The organism is Chryseobacterium sp. 22543, from assembly GCF_052044565.1.
In the GTDB taxonomy this organism is placed as follows: domain Bacteria; phylum Bacteroidota; class Bacteroidia; order Flavobacteriales; family Weeksellaceae; genus Chryseobacterium.
Genome location: NZ_JBQENH010000001.1, coordinates 428831 through 453740, shown reverse-complemented (window position 1 = coordinate 453740; position 24910 = coordinate 428831). Strand labels below are relative to the sequence as shown.

Below are 24910 nucleotides of genomic sequence, written 5' to 3'. Positions count from 1 at the left end.
TGTTTAAATAGGCTGATATGGCCTGCCTGCTCTGTTAAAAAATCTTCTTACTCTTCTGATTTTTACCTTTGACCGTTTTGAAAGTCTGAAATACTTGGTGACATTCGTTAGAAGTACTCCCAGCAATATGATGAATAAACCATACAGCTGACCTCCATTGATGCTTTGGTTGGCAACAATCCAGCCTGCAATCACTGTTACAATAGGATTGATATAGGTGTGAGTGCTTACCAAGGCAGCGGGTTTTACGGACAGAAGCCAAATGTACGACAAATAAGCGACTATCGATCCAAAGAAGATCAAAAATAGAACCCCAAACCATGCCGATAATGGAACTGCAGAAACTGAAAAACCAGTCCATTCTTTTCTCATAAAAGCAATTAAAAATGAAGCTAATCCCGCTACTATAAGCTGTTGAGCAATATTCATAAAGGTAGATTGAGAAGCTGGATTTTTCTTTGAATATAAAGATCCCAGTACCCATGCGATGGAACTTAAGCCCAACACAATAAAGGCGGTAATACGTAGATTTTCATTAGCAATAGCATGAGCAGCATTTGAGTTTACACTGCCTTTTAAAAACATAATTAATCCTGCAAATCCAATGGCCAGTCCTATCGGAATAAATTTATCTGAGAAATAATATTTCCAGTTTTTTCTGTCGATTGCAATAAACCAGAACGGGCCGGTTGCAATAGAAATGGCCGCTTCTGAAGCCGTTACATATTGTTCTCCCCAGGCTACGAGTCCTGTTCCTCCGGTAAGAATAAGAATACCGGTAATTGCATTTTTCTTCCAGTTGATCAGAGAATTTGCTTTTTCTCCTTTAGAAAGAAGATATCCTATCATCAGAATTCCGGCAACCAGAAATCTTAACCCCGAAAGAATGAATGGCGGAAAACCTTTTAAGCCAAATGAAATAGCTAAAAACGTAATTCCCCATATCACATAGATGTTTGTAAAAGCCAATGGAATCAACCATTTGTTTTTAGAATTATTCATTTTTATTTTTTTAATGTTGTTGTGTTCAATAAAAAAAGGCTCTACCATGTGGTAAAGCCTTTAAAATATGTCTAAATAAAAGTAAGGTCAACCACAGTATTCTCGATGCACAGGCATACAGATATCCTTCATCATGTTTTTGATGGTATGTTTCTTAATTAAATTATTTTTTAATTCTGTCTTCATTTTATTCTATTTCCTGAATACGTTTGCAAATATATAATTTAATTTTTATTAGTCCACTAAAAAAGTAGACATTTTAAATATTAATTTATTATTAATAGTTTAATATATTGTTTGTTAGTGTTTTATTAGTTGTTTGTTTACTGTTTTTTTTAATTAAAAAACAGTTTTAGTTCTTTTTTATTTCAAAAAAAATAAAAAATATTGCTTGTTTTTCATTATCAAAAATGTAAAATAAATTGAAATTTATGAGAATTAAATAATTTTATATTGTTAAAAAGAAAACAGGTAGAAATTTATTCTGATGCATTTTTATTTTGTAGATTATTTATAAACCTTGATTTATTTATTGCGGGAACTCCCATTAAATCTGTGAATTTTAAATCAACTTATTATTATCAGATTAACGCGACAAGATCATTGGATCTTTTTATTTATTAAACTAGTTAAATGCGCAGCATTTCTGTTCACTGTAATTTAGCATAAAAATTAAAGACAATGGACAATAGAATAATAGGTCTGCATCATATTACTGCAATAGCAGACAATGCCAAAAGAAATTTAGATTTTTATACCCAGGTTTTAGGAGTAAGACTGGTGAAAAAAACAGTGAATTTTGACGATCCGGGAACTTATCATTTCTATTTTGGGAATGAAAACGGAACACCGGGAACCATTCTTACCTTCTTTCCATGGGAAGGAATTGGTAAAGGAAATAACGGAAGCGGAATGGCTACCCATATTGGATATTCAGTACCCAAAGGAAGTCTTGAGTTCTGGAAAAACAGATTGCAAAGCTTTAATGTAAATGTGGAAGAAGAAGAAGTATTTGGAGAAAAGATGATTTCTTTTAAAGATCCTGACGGTCTACAGTTACAGTTGATAGAACCTGCAGGTGAAGACAGCAGAAAAGTATGGACAACTGATGACATCAAAGATGAATATGCATTGAAAGGATTCCATAATGTAACTTTAACCTTAAAAAAAGCAGATCCTACAATAAAAGTTCTGACTGATGTTTTAGGTTACGATTTGCAGAAACAGGAAGGAGAAAGATACAGATTGGCTACCGATGCAATTGATACGGCAAATCTTGTAGATATTATTGAAAACAGTACAATTCCTGCGGGAAGAAATGCTGCCGGAACCAATCATCATATTGCATTCAGAGTGAAAGATGACAACGTTCTGATGGAATATCGTGAAAAAGTATTATCTGCAGGACTAAGCATTACTCCGAAAATCAACAGAGATTATTTCTATTCATTGTATTTCCATGAGCCGGGAGGTGTTTTGTTTGAAATTGCAACTGACAATCCGGGGTTCACTGTGGATGAGCCATTGAATGAGTTGGGAACAAACCTGAAGCTTCCTGCACAGTACGAAGGAATGCGTGAGAAAATAGAAGGAGTACTTCCGAAGTTATCATAGATCATCGGCCGGCTCTGATAAAGATGCTAATTTTGAATTAAGAATTAAAAACAATAAAATGGAAAGAACAGAAATAGTTTTAGAAGGAAGAAAAGGAGAAATCCAGCTTTTCTCAGACGATCATAAAGCAGGTAAAATGGATATTTCAGTCATTGGAAAAAAACTGACGGTTTATCATACTGAGGTACATCCGGAATATGAAGGAAAAGGTTTTGCTAAAATTTTATTAGAAAGACTGGTTTCCTACGCAAGAGAAAACGATTTAAAAATTCTGCCGTTATGTCCGTATGTTCACGCACAGTTCAAACGTCATCCGGAAGAATATAATGATGTGTGGATGAAAGAAGAACTGTAGTGAGTTTGAGAGGCGAGTTTCGGGATGCGGGTTTTTTAGTTTCGGGGTTTTGAATACGAGTTTTAAGGTTTGAGAGTAAGAGAATTTGAGATGGTAAGAGCATAGATTACTTCGGAATGGACGAACTATGCGCTTTATTTATCCGTCCACCTTGTCATCCCGTAGGAATCTAAACATTGTATGTTGCCTCTGGAAACAATCCTAGAGATTTTTCTTCCTTTTACCATTCCGCCTTCTTCGTTTATTTGCTATTTTACCCTTTCGCAATTTTGCCTTTTTATCCATCACAATAATTAATTAACAATTTCAACACAATGAAACTTATCACAGGACTGCATCACGTTACGGCAATTACCGGCAATGCACAGGAAAATATAGACTTTTACACTGGCGTTTTGGGCCTTCGTTTAGTCAAAAAAACGGTCAATTTTGATTACTCAGATGTTTATCATTTTTATTTCGGGGACGAATACGGAACACCGGGAACGATCATGACTACTTTTCCGTATGGCAAAGATCTGATCAATGGCAGACACGGGAAAGGAATGCTCAATACGACTGCATTTTCAGTTTCTATAGAAGCTCTGGATTATTGGATGAACCGTCTGGAACAGTTTAATATTCCTTTCAAACAGCCACAGCAAAGATTCTCAGAAGAAGTTTTTATTTATCTTGAAGATTTTGACGGATTGGGTTTGGAGTTGGTTTTCAATGATAAGGATGAAAGAAAAGGATATTACAATGGTTATATTCCTAAAGATTATGCCGTCAAAGGAATTCATCACGTAGAAATCTGGCAGGATGCCTATGAAAGAACGGCCGCTCTTCTGACCACTCAGATGGATCATAAAGTGATTAAGGAAACTCCTGACAGACTGAGATTGGGAACAGAAAATATGCCTGGAAAATATGTAGATCTATTGTCTACTCCTAATGCATTGAAAGGATTAGCTGGAAGAGGAACTGTTCATCATGTAGCTTTCGCTACTCCGGATGCGGCCTCTCAGCTTGAAATGGTAAAAAGATTAAATGCCTACGGACTGGAACATACCGAAGTGAAAGACAGAAAATATTTTACTTCCGTATATTTTAAAGAACCAGGAGGTGTTTTATTTGAAATTGCAACTTCCGGCCCTGGTTTCGATGTAGATGAAGAAGCAGCGTTTTTAGGAGAAGCTCTGCAGTTGCCACAGCAGTTTGAAAAAAGAAGAGAACGTCTGAAAGAAGTTCTTCCCGCAATTAATTATCCAACAGAAAAATTCAGATAGAAATAATGAGTCATATTTTAAATATAAAAACAGCAGGAATTCCATTAAACCAGGCAGAAAAAGCTTTGATTATGGTTCATGGACGTGGAGGAAGCGCTCAGGATATTCTGAGTTTATCTCAACATTTGAATGTAAAAGACTATGCTTTATTAGCCCCACAGGCTTTGAATCATACCTGGTATCCTTTTTCATTTATAGCACCGGTAGAACAAAACGAACCATGGTTATCATCAGCCCTTGAAATGGTTGAAGAAACAGTAAAAGCTGCCGTAAAAGCAGGAATTAAACCGGAAAATATATACTTTTTCGGATTTTCTCAGGGAGCCTGCCTTACCCTTGAATTTCTGGCCCGCAATGCTCAGAAGTTCGGTGGAGCAGCAGCCATTATTGGTGGAGTGATAGGAGATAAGATCAATCGTGAAAACTATAAAGGAGATTTCGCCGGAACCCCTGTTTTTCTGGGAACCAGCAACCCTGATTTTCATGTTCCTGTAGAAAGAGTATATGCTACAGCCAATATTTTACGAGAAATGAATGCTGAGGTGACAGAAAAAGTATATGCCAATTTTGGACATTCTATTAATGAGGAAGAAATTGAATTGGCCAACTTGATACTATTTAAATAAGTATTTTAACTTTAAAATTATTCGTAATTTTTAAAGACCTTTAATGTGTTTAAGTAAAGTTACGATTCCTCCGGAATGACAAAGTGAATGGATAGATAAGGCGTAATATTTGTCATTCCGGAGGAATCTATCAAGCATCATTAATTATTCAATAGAGGTGGACTTTAGCCTGCCTTAAGAAAATAAATATTCCATTGGCTTTAGCCAAAACTTATAACCTAAAGAAAATGCACGAACAACTACTTTTAATACTGGGACTTTTATTACTCGTCATGATGCTGGTCATGCTGGCACAACGGATTAAAATTGCTTATCCTATCTTTCTGGTGCTCGCCGGATTAGGAATTAGTTTTATTCCAGGAGTTCCTGTTTTAAAGCTGGATCCCGAAATTATATTTTTAATTTTTTTACCTCCTCTTTTGTATGAAGCAGCCTGGTATACTTCATGGAATGATTTCTGGAAATGGAAACGTCCCATCAGCCTGCTGGCTTTTGGTCTTGTATTTCTGACCTCTCTGGTAGTTGCCTATACTTCACAGATGCTGATTCCCGGATTTACACTGGCATTAGGGTTTTTATTGGGAGGAATTGTCTCACCACCGGATGCTGTTGCTGCCACCACAGTCTTAAAAGGATTAAAAGTTCCAAAACGCACTCTTGCTATACTGGAAGGAGAAAGCCTGATTAATGATGCGTCTTCACTGATTGTTTTCAGATTTGCGCTGGCCGCAGTAATGACAGGAGCTTTTTCAATGCATGAAGCAACAGGGCAGTTTTTTCTGGTAGCAGGAATGGGAATTGTAATAGGAATTGCCGGAGCTCATATTTTTTATGCAATTCACCGGTTTTTACCTACTACACCCGCTATTGATGCTGCCATTACCGTAATTACGCCTTATATTCTGTTTCTTTCTGCAGAACATTTTCATTTTTCGGGAGTAATGGCTGTAGTGAGTGGAGGTTTATTTATGTCTTTCCGTGCTCATGAAATTTTTAAAACAGGAACTACAAGAATCAATATGACAGGAGTCTGGAATACTCTGATTTTCGTAATGAATGCTTTAGTCTTTGTATTAATAGGTCTTGAACTTCCGGATATCATCAATGGATTGGGCGAAATTTCATTAATGGAAGGAATCAAATATGGTTTAATTATAAGTTTGATCGTTATTATAGTACGTCTGTTATGGATTTATCCTGTGGCTCATATCCCAAGATGGCTGAGTGAAAAAGCCCGCCGTGATCCAAGTCCGGGATGGAAAAATCCTTTAATTATAGGATGGGCAGGAATGAGAGGAGTTGTATCTTTGGCTACAGCTTTGTCAATACCAGTAATGATGAACAGTCAGGCCGAATTTCCGATGAGAAACCTGATCATTTTTATCACATTTGTGGTCATTTTTGTGACATTGGTGTTTCAGGGATTGACACTGCCTTTGGTGATCAAATTGACAAAAATTCAGGAAATTGATCCTATTCTTCCTTCCCATGAACAGCAGGCCGGGATTCAAATGAGACTGGATAAGCTTGCTGTCCAAAAACTTGATAAAGAATATAATGAATTGGTGAACAGCAATAGTCTGCTTGAGAATTTTAAAAAAGCTCTGGAAACCGATATTAAACTTCATCAGAATCATTTAAACTCTTTGGAAATGTGTACCAACAGACGAAACGATATGGCAGAATATCACAATGTGATGCTGGATATATTTGCCCTGCAGAGAAAAGAACTGTTTCAAATGAAACGTGAAAAACGCTTCAGCGAAGACGAAATAAGAAAAGCAGAATCTCAATTGGACCTGAACGAACTGAAGATTACAGGGAATAAGCACTTGTAAAAGTGAGATCAACAGCTATAAACTTTAAACTCTGAACCTTGAATTTTAAATCTTAAAACATGAAAACATTACATTTTTTAGTCATTGGAAAGAATCAGGAAATTCTCGAGACTTTAAAAAGAATTATAGAAAATAATGAAGGTTGGACTGCCGAAATACAAAGTGAGGAAAATTTCTGTTATGAATATATAAGAGATAATGCGGTAGATATTGTTCTTCTAAGTTCAGGACTTGAGGAAGATTTTGAAAAAGACATTAAAATATTTTGCGCTGATTTACATAAAGATGTTAAAGTGATTGAGCATTACGGAGGAGGAAGTGGACTTTTAAAGAATGAAGTTTACAGTCTTTTTCCTAATTTGCAGGGGTAAACCTGACATTATGTTTGAAAATATCATCAAAAATATTACCCGATTTATCTCAATCATCCCCGAAGAAGAAAAAATATTTACAGATCTGCTCTCTTGCCAGTCGTTTCCAAAGAAAACCGTTTTGCTGAGAGAAGGAGAGATCTGTCAGTTTGAAGGCTATATTCACAAAGGATGTCTTAGAATGTATTGTTTGGATGATAATGGATCTGAAGTCACTTTGCTGTTTGCCATTGAAGACTGGTGGATCAGTGACATTGCCTCATTTCAGGAACAGAAACCTTCTAAAGTGTATATTGAAACGCTGGAAGATTCGGAAATCTATATGCTGAATCCTGCAACAAAAGAAAAACTACTGCAGGAAGTCCCTAAATTTGAAAGAGTTTTCAGAATGCTGGTTCAGAGGAATCTGGCAACACTGCAAAGCCGATTGGTCAATACCATTTCCAAAACTGCCTCAGACAGATACCTTGAATTTATTAAAGTATATCCTTCAATCCCACAAAGAGTAGCACAATATTATATTGCTTCCTACCTTGGGGTTTCAAAAGAATTTGTAAGTACCATCAGAAAACGTCTTGCCTCAAAGGAGAAATAACCTTTAGGTTTTAAGAACCCTCTCTTTTATTTTATCAATTCAAGAATAAATACTGATGAATACAACGGTGAGATTCTACGGAATGACAAACTGTATGGAGAGAAAAAGCGTATTATTTGTCATTCCGTAGGAATCTAAACATAGTTATTCTTAAATACTCTTACATACCTCAAAAGTTTAAATATCATCATACTGCCGGTTACACAAGTATCCGGCATTTTTTTTTGCTGCAAAGTCATTTATTAAACTAGTTAAATGTGCAGGGTTTTTCAGCGCTCTACATTTGTCATATCAAAAACGAACAAATAACAACGTAGATATGGACAGAAAAGATTTTTTAAAAAAAGGATTACTCGGAACAGGAATGTTTGTAGCATCAGCTTCTCTGGCAAATGCTATGAAAAACGAGATTGATGAGATCGAACCATTAGAACCCATCGGATACAATCATCTTCCTAATACAGAATCAAAAATAAAAGATAACTCTATCATCCACAGAGCAGACTCAAGAGGAAAAGCAGACCACGGATGGTTATTAAGCCAGCACACTTTCAGTTTTGCCAATTATTACAATCCTGAAAGAATGCACTTCGGAGTCCTGAGAGTCCTGAATGACGATAAAGTGGAAGCAGGAAGAGGTTTTGGAACACATCCTCACGACAATATGGAGATCATCAGTATTCCTTTGGAAGGTGATCTTGAACATAAAGACAGCATGGGGAACACAGCAGTAATCAGAAGCGGAGATATCCAGGTGATGAGTGCAGGAACCGGAATCATGCACAGTGAGTTCAACAAAAACAGTGATAAGCTTGTAAAATTTCTTCAGATCTGGATCTACCCGAAAAAAAGAAATATCACTCCAAGATATGACCAGATCACTTTAGACAAAACGAAAGGACACAATAAATTTCAACAGATCCTTTCCCCCAATGCGGATGACGAAGGAGTATGGATTCATCAGGACGCCTGGTTTCATCTGGGAACTTTTGATCAGAATACAGAAACACTTTATCAGATCAGAAAAAAAGGAAACGGAATGTATGTTTTCATTCTTAAAGGAAGCGCAGAAATAGGCGGAGAGACTTTGGAAGAACGTGATGGATTCGGAGTCTGGGATATTCAGGATGTCAATATTAAAGCACTAAAAGAAGGTACAGAAATCCTTGTGATTGACGTGCCAATGACACTATAAATAAAAATTCAACAGAAATAGCAACCCTTAAATTAAATCATTATGAAAAAATTAATCCTATCATTTGCAGCTGGTTTATTATCATTAACAGCATCCGCTCAAAACCCTGGAAAATCATTATTAAATCCTACTAATCATGCTGTGGTATTGATAGACCATGAAGGGCAGATGGCTTTTGCAACAAAAAGTATCAGCATGGAAGAATTAAGAAACAATGTGGCACTTGTAGCGGGAGGATCAAAGATTTTTAATGTTCCAACAGTGGTAACAACGGTGGCAGAAAAATCATTCAGCGGACCTGTTTTCCCTGAAATTTCAGAAGTATATCCTGAAGCAACAAGCGGATATGTAGACAGAACTACAATGAATACATGGGAAGATCTTAATGCTCACAAAGCAATTACAGGCAAAAATAAAAAGAAACTGGTTTTCGCAGGATTATGGACAAGTGTATGTATCGTAGGACCAGTATTATCAGCTATTGACGAGGGATATGATGTATATGTGGTAACAGATGCTTCAGGGGATATTTCTAAAGAAGCTCATGATCAGTCAATCACCCGTATGGTTCAGGCCGGAGCACATCCTATTACTTCTGTTCAGTATGTATTGGAACTTCAGAGAGACTGGGCAAGAAAAGAAACCTACAAACCAGTCAATGATTTGATGAAAAAATATGGTGGAGCTTACGGTATTGGAATTCAGTATGCTCAGGAAATGTTAAAACATTAATGGTCTGTTTCGGCAGGCTGAAAGCCTGCCGAAACCTTCAAACTTAAATATTGAAATAATGAAATTACTGAATACACTTATATTTTCTGCCGTTTTAGGGACAGGAATCCTGCACGCTCAGAAAGCAGATATGATTATTACCAATGGGAAGATCACCACAATGGATGATAAAAATCCTGAAGTACAGGCTGTAGCTATAAAAGACCATAAAATCTTACAAACCGGAACGAATGCCCAGATTTTAAAATTAAAAAGCAGCAATACAAAAGTCATTGATGCCAGAGGAAACAGAGTAATCCCTGGATTGTTTGACAGCCATTTGCATGTGATTCGTGGAGGAAGATTTTACAATACTGAACTTCGCTGGGATGGCGTGAAATCTTTAAAAAGAGCGCTGGAAATGCTGAAAGAACAGGCGCAGAGAACCCCAAAAGGACAATGGGTAAGAGTGATTGGAGGCTGGAATGAATATCAGTTTGAAGAAAAACGACTTCCTACACTGGCTGAAATTAATGAAGCAACAGGAAATGTACCCACTTTCATCATGTACCTTTATGGGAAAGCATGGCTGAACAAAGCGGGGTTACAGGAACTCAATATCAATGGAGAAACTCCTAATCCTGCACAAGGTTTAATTGAGAAAGAAAACAACGGAGATCCTACAGGTTTACTGGTGGCAGAGCCCAATGCATTTATTCTTTATTCAACATTAGCCAAATTGCCGGAGCTGAAAGAAGAAGAAAAAGTAAATTCTACCCTTCAGTACATGACTGAGCTGAACAGATTAGGTGTTACTGCGGTAATGGATGCAGGAGGAGGATTTCAGAATTTTCCCGATGATTACGGAACGACAGACCAATTGAACAAAGAAGGGAAAATTACTGTTCGTTTACCTTACTATTTATTTGCTCAGAAAAAAGGATCCGAACTCGCAGATTATACCAAATGGATAGGGATGGTAGAGATTGACGACCATGGCCACAATGATTTCAACGAAATAGATTATCATGTAAATGGAGGCGGGGAAAACCTGGTATCAGATGGAGCTGATTTTGAAAACTTCCTTTTCCCAAGACCGGAGCTTCCTGCAACCATGGAAAAAAATATGAAAGAAGTCGTAAGCCTTCTGGTAAAAAATAAATGGCCTTTCAGAATTCATGCGACCTATAATGAAAGTATTACAAGATTTTTGAATGTCATTGAAGAAGTCAACAAAGAAACTCCTTTGAACGGATTGGTCTGGTTTATTGATCATGCTGAAACCGTGACTGAAGACAATATGAAAAGAATTAAAGCAATGGGTGGCGGAATTGCCATACAGCACAGAATGGCTTATCAGGGAGAAAGCTTCATCCACAGATACGGAAAAAAGCCTGCTTTAGCTTCTCCTCCGGTGAAAAAAATGCTTGAAATGGGCATTCCTGTAGGATTGGGAACGGATGGAACCAGAGTAGCAAGCTACAATCCATGGGTTGCTTTATACTGGATTACTACAGGAAAAACAATCGGGGGAAACCAGGTAATGGGTAAAGAAAATACCCTGGATAGAAAGACAGCCTTATCCCTTTCTACTTATGGCGGATATGAATTAATAAAAGACTATCAGAAAGGAAAAATACAAAAGGGATATTTTGCAGACCTTACCATTTTAGACAAAGATTATTTCACGGTCAATGATGAAGACATTAAAAATATTACTTCCAAACTGACGATTGTAGACGGAAAAGTAGTTTACGGAGACGAAACTTATAAAACTGCCGCTCCGGTATCTCTTCCGGTCATTCCGGACTGGTCACCTGTAAAATATTACGGAGGTTATCAAACAAAATAGTTTTAAACCACAAAAGCTACAAGTATTTCAACTGAAGAGGGTAAAAATTCCCCTTCTCTGGAGGGTGGCAAAAATTCTTTGAATTTTTGACGGGGTGGTCTTACACGCAAAACCTGCCACAACATCAAAGTAAGCACAATCATCTGTGTCATCTGCGGTTAAACAAAATCCCCTCAATTTCATTCTTAAAAATTCTATTTAAATCATGAAAAAGTTAATCCATATTATCACCAATACCAATCCGGCAGGAAAATTAACAGATACTGCACTGTTGGTTTTCAGGATCTTACTTTCTGTAGAATTAATCGTAGCCCACGGATTAAAAAAATTAGGGGTAGGCGTTTCAGAAGCAGAGCAGGTTCCAAATCCACTACACCTTCCGGAAGCATTCAACAGTCTTTTTGCTGATGCCGCCAATCTGGTGTTTCCGGTGTTTGTCATCTTTGGGTTTCTCACAAGAATTGCAGTATTGCCCATCTTGGCGGTGACCCTTACAGGTTACTTTATCCTTCATTGGAATGACGCATTATTAGTGAAAGATACCCCCTTTATGTACAGCTTATGTTATCTGTTTTTACTGTTTATGGGATCTGGAAAATACTCAGTTGATAATTTTTTAACAAAGAAATAATCATGAAAAAACTGGTTGCTATTGTACTCTTTCTGCAGATTTTTATTCCCACTCAGCTTTCTGCTCAGTTTAAGCTGATGAGGTTTGATGAAGATTATGCTGCATATAAAGACTCTGCAAAAACTTTTTATAACTCCATAAAATATATCCCGGTTACAGAAAACAACAACTATCTGTCATTGGGAGGAGAAGCAAGACTGGAATTTGTGGATTTTAATAATGAAGATTGGGGAAGATCAGGAATTGGAAGCAATCCCTTTCTGATTCAGAGATATAATATACACGCTGATTTGCATCTGGGCTCGCGGGTAAGAATTTTCGGACAGGTGAGAAGTGCCTGGGAAAACGGAAGAAAGAACGGACCAAGGCCAATTGATGAAGACCATTTGAATATCCAGAATCTCTTCATTGATGTAGATATCCTGAAAAATGACAAAGAAAAGCTGACGGTGCGTGCGGGAAGGCAAGAACTGGATTATGGAAGCGGAAGACTGATCTCAGTAAGAGAAGGACCGAATTTAAGATTGTATTTCGATGGCGTAAAATTCATGTACAAAAGAGGGAATTTCAGATCTGATGCCTTTATGATGGCTGCCAGTGAAATCAGTCCCGGAGCATTTGATAATACCTCTTCAAAATCTATCAATCTTTGGGGAAGTTACAATACCTTGATTATTCCCAGAAGTGGAAATCTGGAGCTGTATTATTTGGGAATTCACAGAAAAGATGTACGCTTTGAAGACGGAATTTCAGATGAGACCAGACATACTTTCGGAGGGAGATTCTGGAGATATGGTGGTGGTTTTATCTACAATTTTGAAGCAGCTTATCAATTCGGAAACTTCAATAAAGGAAATATCAGTGCATGGACGGCTTCTGCAGACATCGGATATATGTTTGAAAATGTAAAAGGAAAACCGACCATCAATCTCAGAAATGATTATATTTCAGGAGACAGCAATAAAGGAGACGGAAAACTGGGAACATTCAATCCTCTGTATCCGAAAGGCGGATATTTTGGATTTAATCCTCAGATTGGTCCTGTCAATCTGATTGATATCCATCCTTATGCAACCGTAGATTTGAGTGAAAAAATAACCGTTCAGGCAGATGTCGTTTTCAACTGGAGATATTCTACCCAGGACGGAATTTACAGACCGAGCGGAACATTGAACCTGCCGTCCTCAAATTCAAAGAAAAGATACATCGGAACTGCTTTCTTAGGAAGCTTTAATTATAAAATCAATAAATTCTTAACCTTTAATACAGGAATACAATATTTCAATACAGGCGAATTCATCAACGAGGTGATCGATAACCACAAAGACGGACTCTTTATCAACTCCAGAATTGTATTTAAATTTTAAAAGAAATATGATGTTATAAAAAATACAAGAATATCCTAAAATCTGCACCAAAATTATCCCACATCAATGTACCTCTTGATCACTGAAACTACCTTTGAAAAAATAAAAATAGCCGGAGCAAAGCGACTTGCGCCTTAAAAAAAGCATCAGGAAAAACTTAGCGTCCTTGCGTTATCCAACAAAAACACTCAACAAGCAACAAAAAACAACTGACAACAAAAATAAATCTCATGAAAAATATACTAAAACAATCACTGGTAATCGCAGCTTTAGCATTTTCAACGTTAAATTTTGCACAAACAACTACTACAACACCTGCAAAAACAACAGCCATCGGAACCTCCAAAACCTGGGGAACCGTAGACGGCATCTCCATGGTAGGACTGGTACAGGGACCTTCCTCAGCAGATGCCCAGCTTCAGGTAGCCTGTGTTTTTGAATATACAGAAGGAGACATCTTCAATGCTCAGGCCTTACCTGCTAAATTGAACGGATTGGTTCACCTGGATGAAGCTTTAAAAGGAGAATTAACCAATATCAGAAAGACAGGACAGTTCCAGGGACATTCTTTGGAAACCCTTTTAATTACACCTCCTGCCGGATCTATGTCTGCAAAGAAATTATTATTGATTGGCTTAGGTGACCGCAACAAGTTCACTCCAGATTTAATGACTTCTGTAGGAGAAGTGGCTGCCCGCGAAGCGATGAGGTTAGGTGTTACCAACTTTGCCTTTGCCAGCGATCTGAAAGATGCCGGAATAGACTCTCCAACTGTTTTGGTAGCCGGAAATGTAGTAAGAGGAATTGTACACGCCAACCGTTCTGAAAATTACCTGAAAGAACACAAATTATCCACTACAAAAAAATTAGAAAAAGTATATCTTCTGGCTGGCCCTGCTTTCTTTGAAACCGCAGGCGGAGGAATTGCTGATGCCATTTCAGAAGCTCAAAAAAAATAATGAACCTAGTTTCATTACATTGTTGATCCGGCCCTCTTTTATAAGGGGGCTTTTTGTTATATTTACTTTTTAAGAAAATGATATGGGATTCGGACTTGAAATAAGTTTTGTATTTGATAAAGAGGAGCCTTTATGGCAATATCTGGACTTGAGAGATCAATACTATTTTGACGGAAGAGACGGTTTAAATCTGGTGATGACAGATGAGAGTCCGGAAGATGATGACCGATTATTGTGTCAAATAGAAAGAGTCTTACATATAGACCTGAAAATATTGGATTTCTGGCATTTTTATGAAGAATATATTGATCTGGAGATTTTAAAATCTAACCTGGTACAATTGAAGAATGCATTAAAAAATCAACCTGATTTCTATAAAAAGATAGTATATGGTCATGATATTGAAGATGGTTATCTGAAGGAGAAGTTTGTTGAGGATGTCAATTTTCTTATTGAAAGGCTGGAGCTGAATATACTAAATGGTGCAGAAAAAGTAATGTTTGTCAGCTCATAATCATTAATATTGCTGGGAGGTTTGGGATACTGGTGCCTACAACTTATTAAAGATCAGCTCCCAACTAAATTAGCAAAATCCAAAAAAAATCCCGATTTTTGCACTCTTTCCATAAACCCGAGTTCATGAAATTATGTATTGCCGAGAAACCCAGTGTTGCCAGAGATATCGCCAAAGTATTGGGCGCTACCACGCCTAAACAAGGTTATATGGAAGGAAACGGCTATTGCGTGACATGGACGTTCGGACATCTTTGCACCCTGAAAGAACCTCACGACTACGGCCCTCAGTTCAAATCCTGGAATCTTTTTTCACTGCCGATTATTCCCAGCAGTTTTGGTATCAAGCTGATCCCGAATAAAGGCGTTGAAAATCAGTTTAAAGTGATTGAAAGATTGGTTGAAGAATGTGATGAGGTTATCAACTGTGGGGATGCCGGGCAGGAGGGAGAACTCATTCAGCGCTGGGTATTGCAGAAAGCAAAATGCAACAAACCCATCCAGCGTTTATGGATTTCTTCATTGACGGAAGATGCGATTAAAGAAGGATTTGCAAGTTTAAAACCTGCAGAAGATTATAAAAACCTCTATCTGGCCGGAAATGCCAGAGCCATAGGAGACTGGTTGTTGGGAATCAATGCGACCAGGCTTTTTACGAAGAAGTTTGGCGGAAATAAAGCCGTTCTTTCCATTGGAAGGGTACAGACTCCCACATTGGCCATGCTGGTGCAGCGCCAGAAAGAAATTGATGCCTTTACCACAGAAGAATATTGGGAACTGAAGACCAAATACCGTGATGTTCTTTTCAGTGCAGCAATCGATCGTTTAAAAACGTTGGAACGTGCAGAAAAAGGATTGGAATACCTTAAAGTCAACCCATTTGAAATTGTTTCTTTCGAAATTAAAGAAGGAAAAGAAAAAAATCCACGACTTTTCGACCTGACCGGACTTCAGGTAGAAGCCAATAAAAAATATGGATATTCAGCAGAAAACACGTTGAATTATATCCAGAGTCTGTATGAAAAGAAGCACGTAACCTATCCACGTGTTGATACAACTTATCTATCCGAGAGTTTATATCCGAAAATAACAGGAATTCTTCAGAAAATGTATCCTTATCAGGATCTGATTGCTCCGTTACTGGAAGCTCCGATTCCAAAATCGAAAGCCGTTTTCGATGATACCAAAGTAACCGATCACCATGCGATCATTCCTACGGAAATTCCACCTTCCCAGAATCTGAGTAGGGAAGAAAAACTGATCTATGATCTGATTGCAAAGCGCTTTATAGCCGTATTCTATCCGGAGTGTAAAATTTCCAATACCCTGGTGGAAGGAAAAGTAGGAACCATTCCTTTCAAAACCAGCGGAAGGCAGGTTCTTGAAGCAGGATGGAGAGCCGTTTATGCCAAAGAACCTAAAGAAGAAACCACCGATAAGGAAAAAGAAAAAGAAGAAGAACAGACCATTCCTGAATTTATTGCAGGAGAAACCGGACCACATGATCCGATGATTCACCAGGGGAAAACAACGCCGCCAAAGCCTTATACCGAAGCAACATTGCTGAGAGCAATGGAAACTGCCGGAAAACAGGTTGAAGATGAAGAGCTGCGTGAAATGTTGAAGAACAACGGGATCGGAAGACCATCCACGCGAGCGAACATCATTGAAACCCTTTTCAAAAGAAAATACATCGAGAAAAAAAGGAAAAACCTCATCGCTACCCAAACCGGAATTCAGTTGATTGACACCATTGAAGACGAACTTTTAAAAAGTCCGGAACTGACGGGTGAATGGGAATCAAAACTTCGTAGGATTGAGAAAGGAGAGTATGAAGCCAATCTTTTCAAAGAAGAACTGATTCAGATGGTTACTGAACTTACTGAAAAAGTAGTATATGGAAAAGGAAAAGTGATTACCCTTCAGGAAGAAGAAAAAGAAGAAGTAAAGGAAAAGAAAAAAAGAGAACCTGCACAGAAAAAAGAACTTCAGTCCTGGGAAGAAACGAAATGTCCGAAATGTAAAGAACACAACCTGATCAAAGGAAAAACAGCAGTAGGATGTTCCGATTTCAAAAACTGTGGATTTAAAATTACCTTTGAAATTTTCGGTAAAAAATTATCTGATAAACAGCTTTTAGACCTTGTTTTAAAAGGAAAAACTTCAAAGTTGAAAGGCTTTGTCACCCATCCGGATGCTATTGCAGAAGGTGTTTTGACTTTGAGCGACGACTTTCAGACACAACTTAGCTAATATTTCAGAGATAAAAAAAGAACTTCATACAGATAAATAATCCAGTTTTTGACATTATCGCATTTTATCGGAGATAAAATCTTTGCGTCTTAAAAATATGCAACTTGGAAAAACTCCTTGCGCCTTTGCGTTTTCCAACAATCTTCCGGCTTTTCATTTATACAGAGATTCCTCCGGAATGACAAACGGTACAGATAAACTAAGCGTTGTATTTGTCATTCCGGAGGAATCCAGCCTTATTTTCTATATTTTCCAATTTTCAATACAAATATCCTATTGAAGACGTGAAATTTCAACATTCTCTTTTTTCTGCTTCATAAACTGCAAGATAGATCCCATTACAAAAAGCAAGAAAACGACAAGAAGAGTCTGACCAATGATCGGGTCTTTGATATCTTTAGCCAAAGGATGTCCAATGGGAACTCTTGTAAAAGTCTCATTAATTGTGGGAACAAGAGACAGGAAAAAACTGAATGACAGCAAAAAATTCTCAAAATACCTTGCCTTCCTGCTTTCTTTTTTACCTGAGAAAAGGAAGTACGCTGCAGAGATCAAAACAATGATAAATAACGAGAATACATGCCCTGCATTGAAACCTCCGGCTTTTGAGATTCCTAATGCTGAAAGTGAGGTGATGAGCGTACCGTAAAAATAGACCTTTCCGGATAGCTGAGCCAGATTGATTTTACCATATTTGATAAATCCTATTATGGCGCCAACAAGTGCTGTGATGCCAATGATGGTATGAAAAATTCCTAAAATTGATAGATGCATATTGATATTATTTTAAATGTATACTCATTCAGTTTTTAGTTGTGGGCCTATTTCCATTCCCTGAAACTGATGGTACAAATTTGCGGTAGAATCACAGAAATGATTTTGTGATTTCGTTCAAGAATTTGAGATTTTAGTTCAAAAAAAACACTCCCTTATTGAAATAAGAAATGCCTGTATAATTTGTATAAAATAGTTTTTTAGTTATTTTTCTTTCCGCTCCTGACGATAACCTGACGGGGAAATATGATATTTATCGCTGAAGTTTTTTGTAAAAGTCGCCAGATCATTAAATCCGCAGTCAAATGCGATATCAGTAATGCGTTCATCAGATATTAAGAGCAATTCGGCGGCTTTCTCCAGTTTTTTGTTTCTTATATAGTTGGCGGGAGTATCGTCATAGAGTTTTGCAAATTCTCTCTTGAAGGATGATATACTTAGATTGCTCTGTTCTGCAAGCTGTTCAATGGTGAGCTGCGTAAATAAATTCGCTTCAATAATTTGCTTAAAAGAGTAAGCTGTTGGAGAGAAAAGTTGTGACAAAATCAATTGTATGGCACTGGCATTCTGTGATTGAGCCAGCAATAACATGATCTCTTTTAGCTTAAGAATTAATATATCTTCATTAATGAGTGATGGATTTTCAAAGTAAAAAAGTAAGCCTTCTACATATTTTTGAATCAGAAAATCATTATTTATTTTCTCACTGGATTGATTTGAAACTGTGTTTGCAGGTCTCTGCAATAAGGAAGGTAATTCTCTGTCGTAAATTTTCTTCAGTATATCCGGGTAGAAGGTCACAATTACGACCTGACAGTGACTTTCTAAATTTGAATTTTGAATATGCTTTCCCGAGCTGATACAGTTCAGAAACAGGGAATAGTTGGTGGGAACATCAAATTCCTGCTCATCTGTTTTATATTGAAACGCTCCTTTGATCACGTACAGAAAACAGGCTTGCTCCGAAACCGGAAAATCATATCTGAATGGCCCTGTCATATCAATTTTCTGTATCAGAGTCTTTCCAAATAATTCATATTTTTTGTAATCATTCAGCATAATGGGCGAGTTTCGTTTTGAAGTGAATCAAGTGAAAGTTAATTAATTTTATCTGTAAAAAATGAGTCAACAACAAATATACACAGTCATTCTCTAAAAAGCTTAATTTACACAGTTAGATTCCTACAGAATAGCAAACTATGTGGATAAACTAAGCGGTATACTTGTCATTCCGCAGGAATCCAGCCTTATGTTTTCACAGTCTTTTTTATACGAATACTCCAACAGGAGAGGTGAGAATTCATGGATTACCGAAACAATTTCTCATACCATCCGCTAACATCATTTTTAATCTCTTCATGATGCTTGCATAAAATCACAGCCAGTTCCAGTTCAGATCTTTCAGATTTATAAGGATTTGTAGTAAGAAACCCAAAGAAATTTCCATCCTGATCAACGATTGCCGGAGGATAAGCTCCATATTCATTCCATGGAGAGTAGGTGCTGTGAGGACTTCCATAATTTCCATATGCATTCCATATAGATTTTGAATTGAAAACATTTCCGTAATCGCTGAACTTATTCCATATAGAATTTTTATCAAATTGATCACAGGTTAAACATCCCAGATATTGGTCCTGATCTGCACCGCCATACAAATGTAATGTCTGTGCCTGAAAACAGAAGCCTGCCAGTAAACCTATAAGTAGAAAAAAACTTTTTAAACCCATCATAAAGCTTTCCTGCAAAGCTAGCCTTTTGAACTGAAAAATTTTGATTATTGCTGAACAAAACCACACACCACAAAACCCGTACAAATTTCCAATATATATAAGGTTTAAATATTCATGTAGAGATCAAACAGCAGTATAAGTTTATCTCAGTTTCCTCAAAGCTTCCTGCCACTGGAAATTTTTAATCTTTAAATTCTTTAATCTTTAAATCAATTTCTACCTTTACATGCAAATTCAAAAAGTAATGACTCCAGAAAAAAGAAAACTCATCACAGACAGCTTCAACCGTTCGGAAACTTTACAGTTCTATAAAGCAGAACTGCTGGAAGTAGAAACCGATTTTATATCCATGAAGATTCCTAAAATGGAAATGATGACCCGGAAAGCAGGAATGTTCAATGGAGCTATGATTGCTTCTCTTGTGGATGTTTCTTCCGGATATGCTGCCGTGAGTCATTATGCAGAAGACTGTTATGTGGTAACCGTTGAATTGAAAGTGAATTACCTTCGTCCTGCAATGGGTGATGCTTTAGTATCAAAATCCTATGTTATCAAAGGGGGAGGGAAAATCATTGTGGTGAGAACGGAAATCTATGTTCAGAGTGAAAATTCCGACTCAGAAAGTCACGTGGCGACCTCTTTGGTCACTATGATGAAAATAAAATAACGGATTAAGGGGAATAACAGATAAAATATTCCTTAAATAAAGGGTTTCGCGGAATTCTTTTTTTTGAAATGGAATGGCTTTTGCTCCATATCCCCCATAAACATTAAAAAATAACTCAATGAACTTAATTATCCGATTATTTATAACAGCGATTGTTGCTTATCTTTTGACCAAAATCTTACCGGGAGTACATTTTGAAGGATTTTCTTCAGCCATTATCTTTGCTATTGTGCTTGGGGTTCTGAACATATTTGTAAAGCCTATTTTAAGTCTGTTTGGTCTGCCGTTAACGATCCTTACCTTAGGATTCTTTGCTTTGGTAATCAATGCCGGAATTATTCTGATTGCGGACTATTTCATAGACAGTATGGTGGTAGATGGTTTCTGGTGGGCATTTATCTTCAGTATATTATTGTCAATTGTGACTTCTCTGGCGAATTCAATGTTCTCAGATGGAGATTAATTAAAAACATTACAGATCAAAATATAAATCCGCTCAACAAGCGGATTTTTTTTATTTTTTAATGAACTTCAACAATACCAAATTTCCCTTTGAATCTTTCAGTTTTAGAAAATAATTTCCTGAAATAAGTTGATGAATAGAAATTTCTTTTACAAACCGGTCTTTTACAATTACCCTTGCATTCACATCTATAATCTCATATTCCTGAAAATTCCTGTCCGTATTTACTTTTAAAATATCTGAAACAGGATTCGGGTAAACTTTAATTAAAACATTGCTGTTTTTTTGCTGCGTTTCATGAGTCGCTAAAAATAAACATGAGGGTGGAGTTGTTATAATTCCGTCAGTAAAATCATAATACAAAGTACTTTCCATAGGAATCAAATTGGTACTGATGGTTGCAGGAATATTTTCAAAGAGAGTACAATTGTTAAAACGTACATTGGCACTTTCAAAATTTCTGGCAGTCTTATACCAGGATTCACATCCTGCAGGCTGCATTACAACTCCTGGCCAGAAGGTATCCATGGCAAATCCGTCAATGGAATTGGGACTTACCATATCAATCATTACACAGCTTCCGGTAGTCCATGTAGAAGGAATTTTAAAGTAAATGTTGGCCGTAGGAATACTTCCTGTATAATATTTTTTACTGATGACAGCTGATGAATTTCCCTGACCATCAACAAGAAATGCTTTGATTTCTTTATTCTGATCAATGGGAATCTGTACATTATTGACTGCTGAACTGGAACTCAATGTAGGGGTGCTCCCATCAGTAGTATAATAAATAGTTCCGTTTCCCGAAATAGTTGCCTGATAAGCATTATAATAATGATTGGGGAAAGGGCTTATCGTTAACTGTGAAAAAAAGAAAGAAGACACAAAGAGTGCAGAAAAAAGGAGAAATTTTTTCATGTAAAATGGATATTAGTTTCGTTTTTATAAAATTAATAAAAATTCATCTGCATATTAACTATTTATTTTCAATATCGTAAAACTTAAATGTTAATTCTTTCGTCCGTTTTTATTTTAAATATTAACTTTGGCAATCTTTGAATTTAATAAAAGGATGTATAAAATCATTAGGATTCTGTATATCCGTTAAAAAATGAATATCAACATATGAAACTTAAGTACAGTCTGCTGGCCTTGGCAGCTCCGCTTTTAATGAATGCACAACAAGTAATGACGCCTGAAATTCTTTGGACTTTGAAAAAAGTTGGAGTACAGGCTGTTTCACCAGATCAGGGCTCCCTTATCTATAAAGTAGGACAGGTTGATCTGAAAACAGAGAAAACAAAAAACGAGAACTATTTTCTGAATGTTCTTAATAATCAGTCTTCCAAAATTGATTTTGGTAAAAAAGCCCTTATTCAATGGGATAAAAACGGTATCTATGCTCAGGAAGGTGATAAAATCTATCTTTCTAAAGATGCAGGAAAAACCTGGACAGAATTTTATACCATCGGTGAAGTTGATAATGTTGTCATTTCTCCGGACGGGAAGAAAATTGCTTTCAGTAAGCAGGTGCTGGTAGAGAAAGTAATGGGGAAAGATAAATTCAGTGATACTCCTAAAACGACGGCTCAGGTATACACAGACCTGAACCACAGACACTGGGATTATTTCAATGAAGGAAAATACAACCATGTATTTGTAGTAAATACTTCTGATAAAGCAGAATCAGCTAAAGACCTGCTGGAAGGAAAAATGTGGGATTCTCCTCAGAGACCTTTCGGGGGCGCTGAAGATTTTATCTGGAGTTCAGATTCTGCACAGCTTTTATATGTTACAAAACCTAAAAGTGGAAAAGACTATTCTACAAGTACCAATACCGATATCTTTGCTTACGATTTAGCATCAGGTACAACCAAAAATCTTACAGAATCCAACAAAGGATATGATGTAAATCCTAAATTCAGTCCGGATGGAAAATCTCTGATCTGGCAGAGTATGGCCAGAGACGGATATGAAGCCGATAAAAATGATGTGAAAATCATGGACTGGAAGTCTGGAAAGACAACTAACCTTACATCGGGTTGGGACGAAAGTGTTTCAGGAGACGTACTTTGGGGTGCGGACTCAAAAACAATCTACTTTACAGCAGCATTCAGAGGTACAAAACAGCTTTTTGCCCTGGATTCAAAATCAGCAAAAGTACAGCAGATTACAAAAGGAGATTTTGATGTTAACGAAATCTTTACAGATAATAAATCTTCACTTTTAGTAGGAAGAACAGACGTAAACCATGCAACAGAACTTTTCTCAGTAAACGTTAAAAACGGAGAAATGAAGCAGGTGACTGAAGCGAACAAAGAAACTTATGCTAAGTTAGCTCAGGGGAAATCTGAACTTAAGATGGTGAAAACTTCTGATGGTAAAGAAATGGGAGTTTGGTTCCACTATCCACCAAACTTTGACCCAAATAAAAAATATCCTACTTTGGTATACTGCCAGGGTGGTCCACAGTCTGCTCTTACTCAGTTTTTCAGTGTAAGATGGAACTTTGCTCTGATGACAGCTAATGATTATATCGTGGTTGCTCCAAACAGAAGAGGTATGCCAGGCTGGGGAACAAAGTGGAATGAAGAAATTTCAAGAGACTGGGGCGGACAGCCAATGAGAGATTATCTGGCAGCCACAGACTTTGCAAAAACTTTACCATACGTAGACGGTGACAGAGTAGCAGCGGTAGGAGCGAGCTACGGAGGATACAGCGTATTTATGCTGGCAGGAATCCATGAAAACAGATTCAAAACGTTCATCGCTCATGATGGGCTATTTGATATGAAATCATGGTATCTGACTACTGAAGAACTTTGGTTTGCGAACTGGGATCTTGGTTCACCATGGGAGAAACCACAACCAAAAGCATACACAGAATTCAATCCAAGCAATTTTGTAGATAAATGGAATAAGCCTATCATGATCGTTCAGGGAGGAATTGATTTCCGTGTTCCTTACGAGCAGGGGCAGGAAGCTTTCCAGGCTGCTAAATTAAGGGGATTAAAATCTAAACTGGTTTATTTCCCTAACGAAAACCACTGGGTACTTCATCCGCAAAACGGATTGGTATGGCAGAGAGAATTCTTTGATTGGCTGAAGGAAACTTTGTAAGATCAATAAAAATAAAATATCAATAGGAGCGGGCTTTAGCCCGCTTTTTTTTATGATGAAAAATCCAATGGCTTTAGCCAAAACTTAAATAAACTGAGTTGGGTTAAGGAAATTAAAATTCAGGCTATTGGAAGCTGGAAGAGGAGAGGCTGGAAGTTGCTGTTAATCTTAACATTTATAGAGGTTGCCATAAATTAATAATATCACTGTTTAAAAAAGATGAAAATACGGACAACCCGTTTTTCATAACCTCAATAACTTCCTTCTACAAGCTCCCAGCTTCCAGCCAGATTAAATAAATTAAATCTTTATATTTGAATATGCAAAACCGGATTTCTTCATTTTCACCTCTTATTGATGTTCATTCTCGGATTATCATTTTAGGATCAATTCCCGGAGTAAAATCACTGGAAAAACAACAGTACTATGCCCACCCTCAGAACAAATTCTGGAAAATCATCTTTGAATTGCTGAATGAAGAATTTACTGAAAATTATACTCAGAGAATCGAAGTATTAAAGAAACATCATATTGCCCTTTGGGATGTCATTGATTCCTGCGAGCGAAAAGGAAGCCTGGATTCTGAAATCAAAAATGAAGAAGCCAATCAGATTGCTGAACTGCTGGACAAACATCCAAACGTGAAAGCCATTTTCTGCAATGGTGGAAAATCTTACAAAAATTTACAAAAACTGTTGGGGAAAAGTTATAAACTGCCCATTTTCCTATTACCTTCTACAAGTCCTCTTCATACGGTTTCTTTTGAGAAGAAGCTGGAAGAATGGAAGAGTATACTGGAGTTTTTGGGAGTTTGAGAGTTCGTAGGTTTGAGAGTCGGAGAGTTAGAGAGCTGGGCTGTAAGAGTATAGATTCCTTCGGAATGGACAAATACGATGTATTATCTATCCGTACACTTTGTCACTCCGTAGGAGTCTAAGTATTGTATGTAATTCTCGGTAAAGAATTCTGGAGTTTTTGAGATTAATTTTGGGATTAGATTTAG

24 protein-coding genes are annotated in these 24910 nt (G+C 37.1%); 19 read left to right on the top strand and 5 right to left on the bottom strand.

Translation table 11 applies throughout. The annotated features are described in order from the left end of the window. Positions 1 to 3: 3 nt before the first annotated feature. Complete coding sequence (locus tag ACTJIP_RS01925; RefSeq protein WP_175627274.1) at positions 4 to 1002, bottom strand: EamA family transporter; 999 nt, start codon at positions 1000 to 1002, stop codon at positions 4 to 6. A gap of 681 nt (positions 1003 to 1683) precedes the next feature. Here ACTJIP_RS01925 and ACTJIP_RS01920 point away from each other — a divergent pair. The 15 genes from ACTJIP_RS01920 (at position 1684) to ACTJIP_RS01850 (ending at position 17150) form a co-directional block, all read left to right on the top strand. Continuing rightward, positions 1684 to 2616, top strand: coding sequence for a ring-cleaving dioxygenase (locus tag ACTJIP_RS01920; protein ID WP_440704048.1), 933 nt, complete (start codon positions 1684 to 1686; stop codon positions 2614 to 2616). Between the two features lie 58 nt (positions 2617 to 2674). Continuing rightward, the gene (locus ACTJIP_RS01915; RefSeq protein WP_149386463.1) at positions 2675 to 2971 is read left to right on the top strand and encodes a GNAT family N-acetyltransferase; all 297 of its coding nucleotides are present in this window, start codon (positions 2675 to 2677) and stop codon (positions 2969 to 2971) included. A 314-nt stretch (positions 2972 to 3285) separates the two neighbouring features. Continuing rightward, complete coding sequence (locus ACTJIP_RS01910) at positions 3286 to 4239, top strand: ring-cleaving dioxygenase (RefSeq protein WP_180564164.1); 954 nt, start codon at positions 3286 to 3288, stop codon at positions 4237 to 4239. A gap of 5 nt (positions 4240 to 4244) precedes the next feature. After that, positions 4245 to 4865, top strand: coding sequence for an alpha/beta hydrolase (locus ACTJIP_RS01905; protein WP_077418571.1), 621 nt, complete (start codon positions 4245 to 4247; stop codon positions 4863 to 4865). A gap of 227 nt (positions 4866 to 5092) precedes the next feature. Then, complete coding sequence (locus ACTJIP_RS01900) at positions 5093 to 6703, top strand: Na+/H+ antiporter (protein ID WP_077418572.1); 1611 nt, start codon at positions 5093 to 5095, stop codon at positions 6701 to 6703. A gap of 59 nt (positions 6704 to 6762) precedes the next feature. Then, positions 6763 to 7074, top strand: coding sequence for a hypothetical protein (locus tag ACTJIP_RS01895; RefSeq protein WP_077418573.1), 312 nt, complete (start codon positions 6763 to 6765; stop codon positions 7072 to 7074). Between the two features lie 10 nt (positions 7075 to 7084). Further along, entirely contained in the window at positions 7085 to 7669 is a 585-nt protein-coding gene (locus ACTJIP_RS01890; protein ID WP_077418574.1) for a Crp/Fnr family transcriptional regulator, read from the top strand. Positions 7670 to 7988: 319 nt separating this feature from the next. Beyond that, a complete protein-coding gene (locus ACTJIP_RS01885; RefSeq protein WP_440704047.1) occupies positions 7989 to 8864 on the top strand; it encodes a pirin family protein in 876 nt (291 codons plus the stop codon). 42 nt (positions 8865 to 8906) lie between these two features. Next, positions 8907 to 9596, top strand: coding sequence for a hydrolase (locus ACTJIP_RS01880; protein ID WP_077418576.1), 690 nt, complete (start codon positions 8907 to 8909; stop codon positions 9594 to 9596). A 58-nt stretch (positions 9597 to 9654) separates the two neighbouring features. Next, a complete protein-coding gene (locus tag ACTJIP_RS01875; protein WP_219072994.1) occupies positions 9655 to 11427 on the top strand; it encodes an amidohydrolase in 1773 nt (590 codons plus the stop codon). A gap of 205 nt (positions 11428 to 11632) precedes the next feature. Further along, a complete protein-coding gene (locus tag ACTJIP_RS01870; protein WP_180564160.1) occupies positions 11633 to 12058 on the top strand; it encodes a DoxX family protein in 426 nt (141 codons plus the stop codon). 2 nt (positions 12059 to 12060) lie between these two features. Continuing rightward, positions 12061 to 13425, top strand: coding sequence for an alginate export family protein (locus ACTJIP_RS01865; RefSeq protein ID WP_180564159.1), 1365 nt, complete (start codon positions 12061 to 12063; stop codon positions 13423 to 13425). A 230-nt stretch (positions 13426 to 13655) separates the two neighbouring features. Next, positions 13656 to 14384: a M17 family peptidase N-terminal domain-containing protein gene (locus tag ACTJIP_RS01860; RefSeq protein WP_440704046.1), complete on the top strand. Its 729-nt coding sequence runs from the start codon at positions 13656 to 13658 to the stop codon at positions 14382 to 14384. Between the two features lie 82 nt (positions 14385 to 14466). Next, positions 14467 to 14898, top strand: a complete 432-nt coding sequence (locus ACTJIP_RS01855; protein ID WP_077418581.1) for a hypothetical protein — start codon at positions 14467 to 14469, stop codon at positions 14896 to 14898. Between the two features lie 125 nt (positions 14899 to 15023). Continuing rightward, the gene (locus tag ACTJIP_RS01850) at positions 15024 to 17150 is read left to right on the top strand and encodes a DNA topoisomerase 3 (RefSeq protein WP_440704045.1); all 2127 of its coding nucleotides are present in this window, start codon (positions 15024 to 15026) and stop codon (positions 17148 to 17150) included. 273 nt (positions 17151 to 17423) lie between these two features. On the opposite strand, the gene ACTJIP_RS01845 is transcribed toward ACTJIP_RS01850, so the two are convergent. The 3 genes from ACTJIP_RS01845 to ACTJIP_RS01835 all read right to left on the bottom strand — a co-directional run bounded on the left by ACTJIP_RS01845 (position 17424) and on the right by ACTJIP_RS01835 (position 19657). Beyond that, positions 17424 to 17924, bottom strand: a complete 501-nt coding sequence (locus tag ACTJIP_RS01845; RefSeq protein ID WP_180564156.1) for a hypothetical protein — start codon at positions 17922 to 17924, stop codon at positions 17424 to 17426. 204 nt (positions 17925 to 18128) lie between these two features. Then, a complete protein-coding gene (locus tag ACTJIP_RS01840; RefSeq protein ID WP_180564155.1) occupies positions 18129 to 18983 on the bottom strand; it encodes a helix-turn-helix domain-containing protein in 855 nt (284 codons plus the stop codon). 248 nt (positions 18984 to 19231) lie between these two features. Next, positions 19232 to 19657, bottom strand: coding sequence for a hypothetical protein (locus tag ACTJIP_RS01835; protein WP_198424131.1), 426 nt, complete (start codon positions 19655 to 19657; stop codon positions 19232 to 19234). A 244-nt stretch (positions 19658 to 19901) separates the two neighbouring features. Here ACTJIP_RS01835 and ACTJIP_RS01830 point away from each other — a divergent pair, with 244 nt between their 5' ends. Both ACTJIP_RS01830 and ACTJIP_RS01825 read left to right on the top strand, forming a co-directional pair. Then, entirely contained in the window at positions 19902 to 20324 is a 423-nt protein-coding gene (locus ACTJIP_RS01830; protein ID WP_047388081.1) for a PaaI family thioesterase, read from the top strand. A gap of 118 nt (positions 20325 to 20442) precedes the next feature. Continuing rightward, positions 20443 to 20787, top strand: a complete 345-nt coding sequence (locus ACTJIP_RS01825) for a phage holin family protein (RefSeq protein WP_047388083.1) — start codon at positions 20443 to 20445, stop codon at positions 20785 to 20787. Positions 20788 to 20838: 51 nt separating this feature from the next. Here the strand turns inward: ACTJIP_RS01825 and ACTJIP_RS01820 are convergent, their stop codons facing one another. Continuing rightward, positions 20839 to 21705 (bottom strand): chitobiase/beta-hexosaminidase C-terminal domain-containing protein, encoded by an 867-nt coding sequence (locus ACTJIP_RS01820; protein ID WP_440704044.1) that lies wholly within the window; start codon positions 21703 to 21705, stop codon positions 20839 to 20841. Positions 21706 to 21912: 207 nt separating this feature from the next. On the opposite strand from ACTJIP_RS01820, the gene ACTJIP_RS01815 reads away from it, so the two are divergent. Further along, positions 21913 to 23907 (top strand): S9 family peptidase, encoded by a 1995-nt coding sequence (locus ACTJIP_RS01815; RefSeq protein WP_077418588.1) that lies wholly within the window; start codon positions 21913 to 21915, stop codon positions 23905 to 23907. A gap of 320 nt (positions 23908 to 24227) precedes the next feature. Then, positions 24228 to 24722: a DNA-deoxyinosine glycosylase gene (locus ACTJIP_RS01810; RefSeq protein ID WP_077418589.1), complete on the top strand. Its 495-nt coding sequence runs from the start codon at positions 24228 to 24230 to the stop codon at positions 24720 to 24722. The last annotated feature ends 188 nt before the right edge of the window (positions 24723 to 24910 follow it).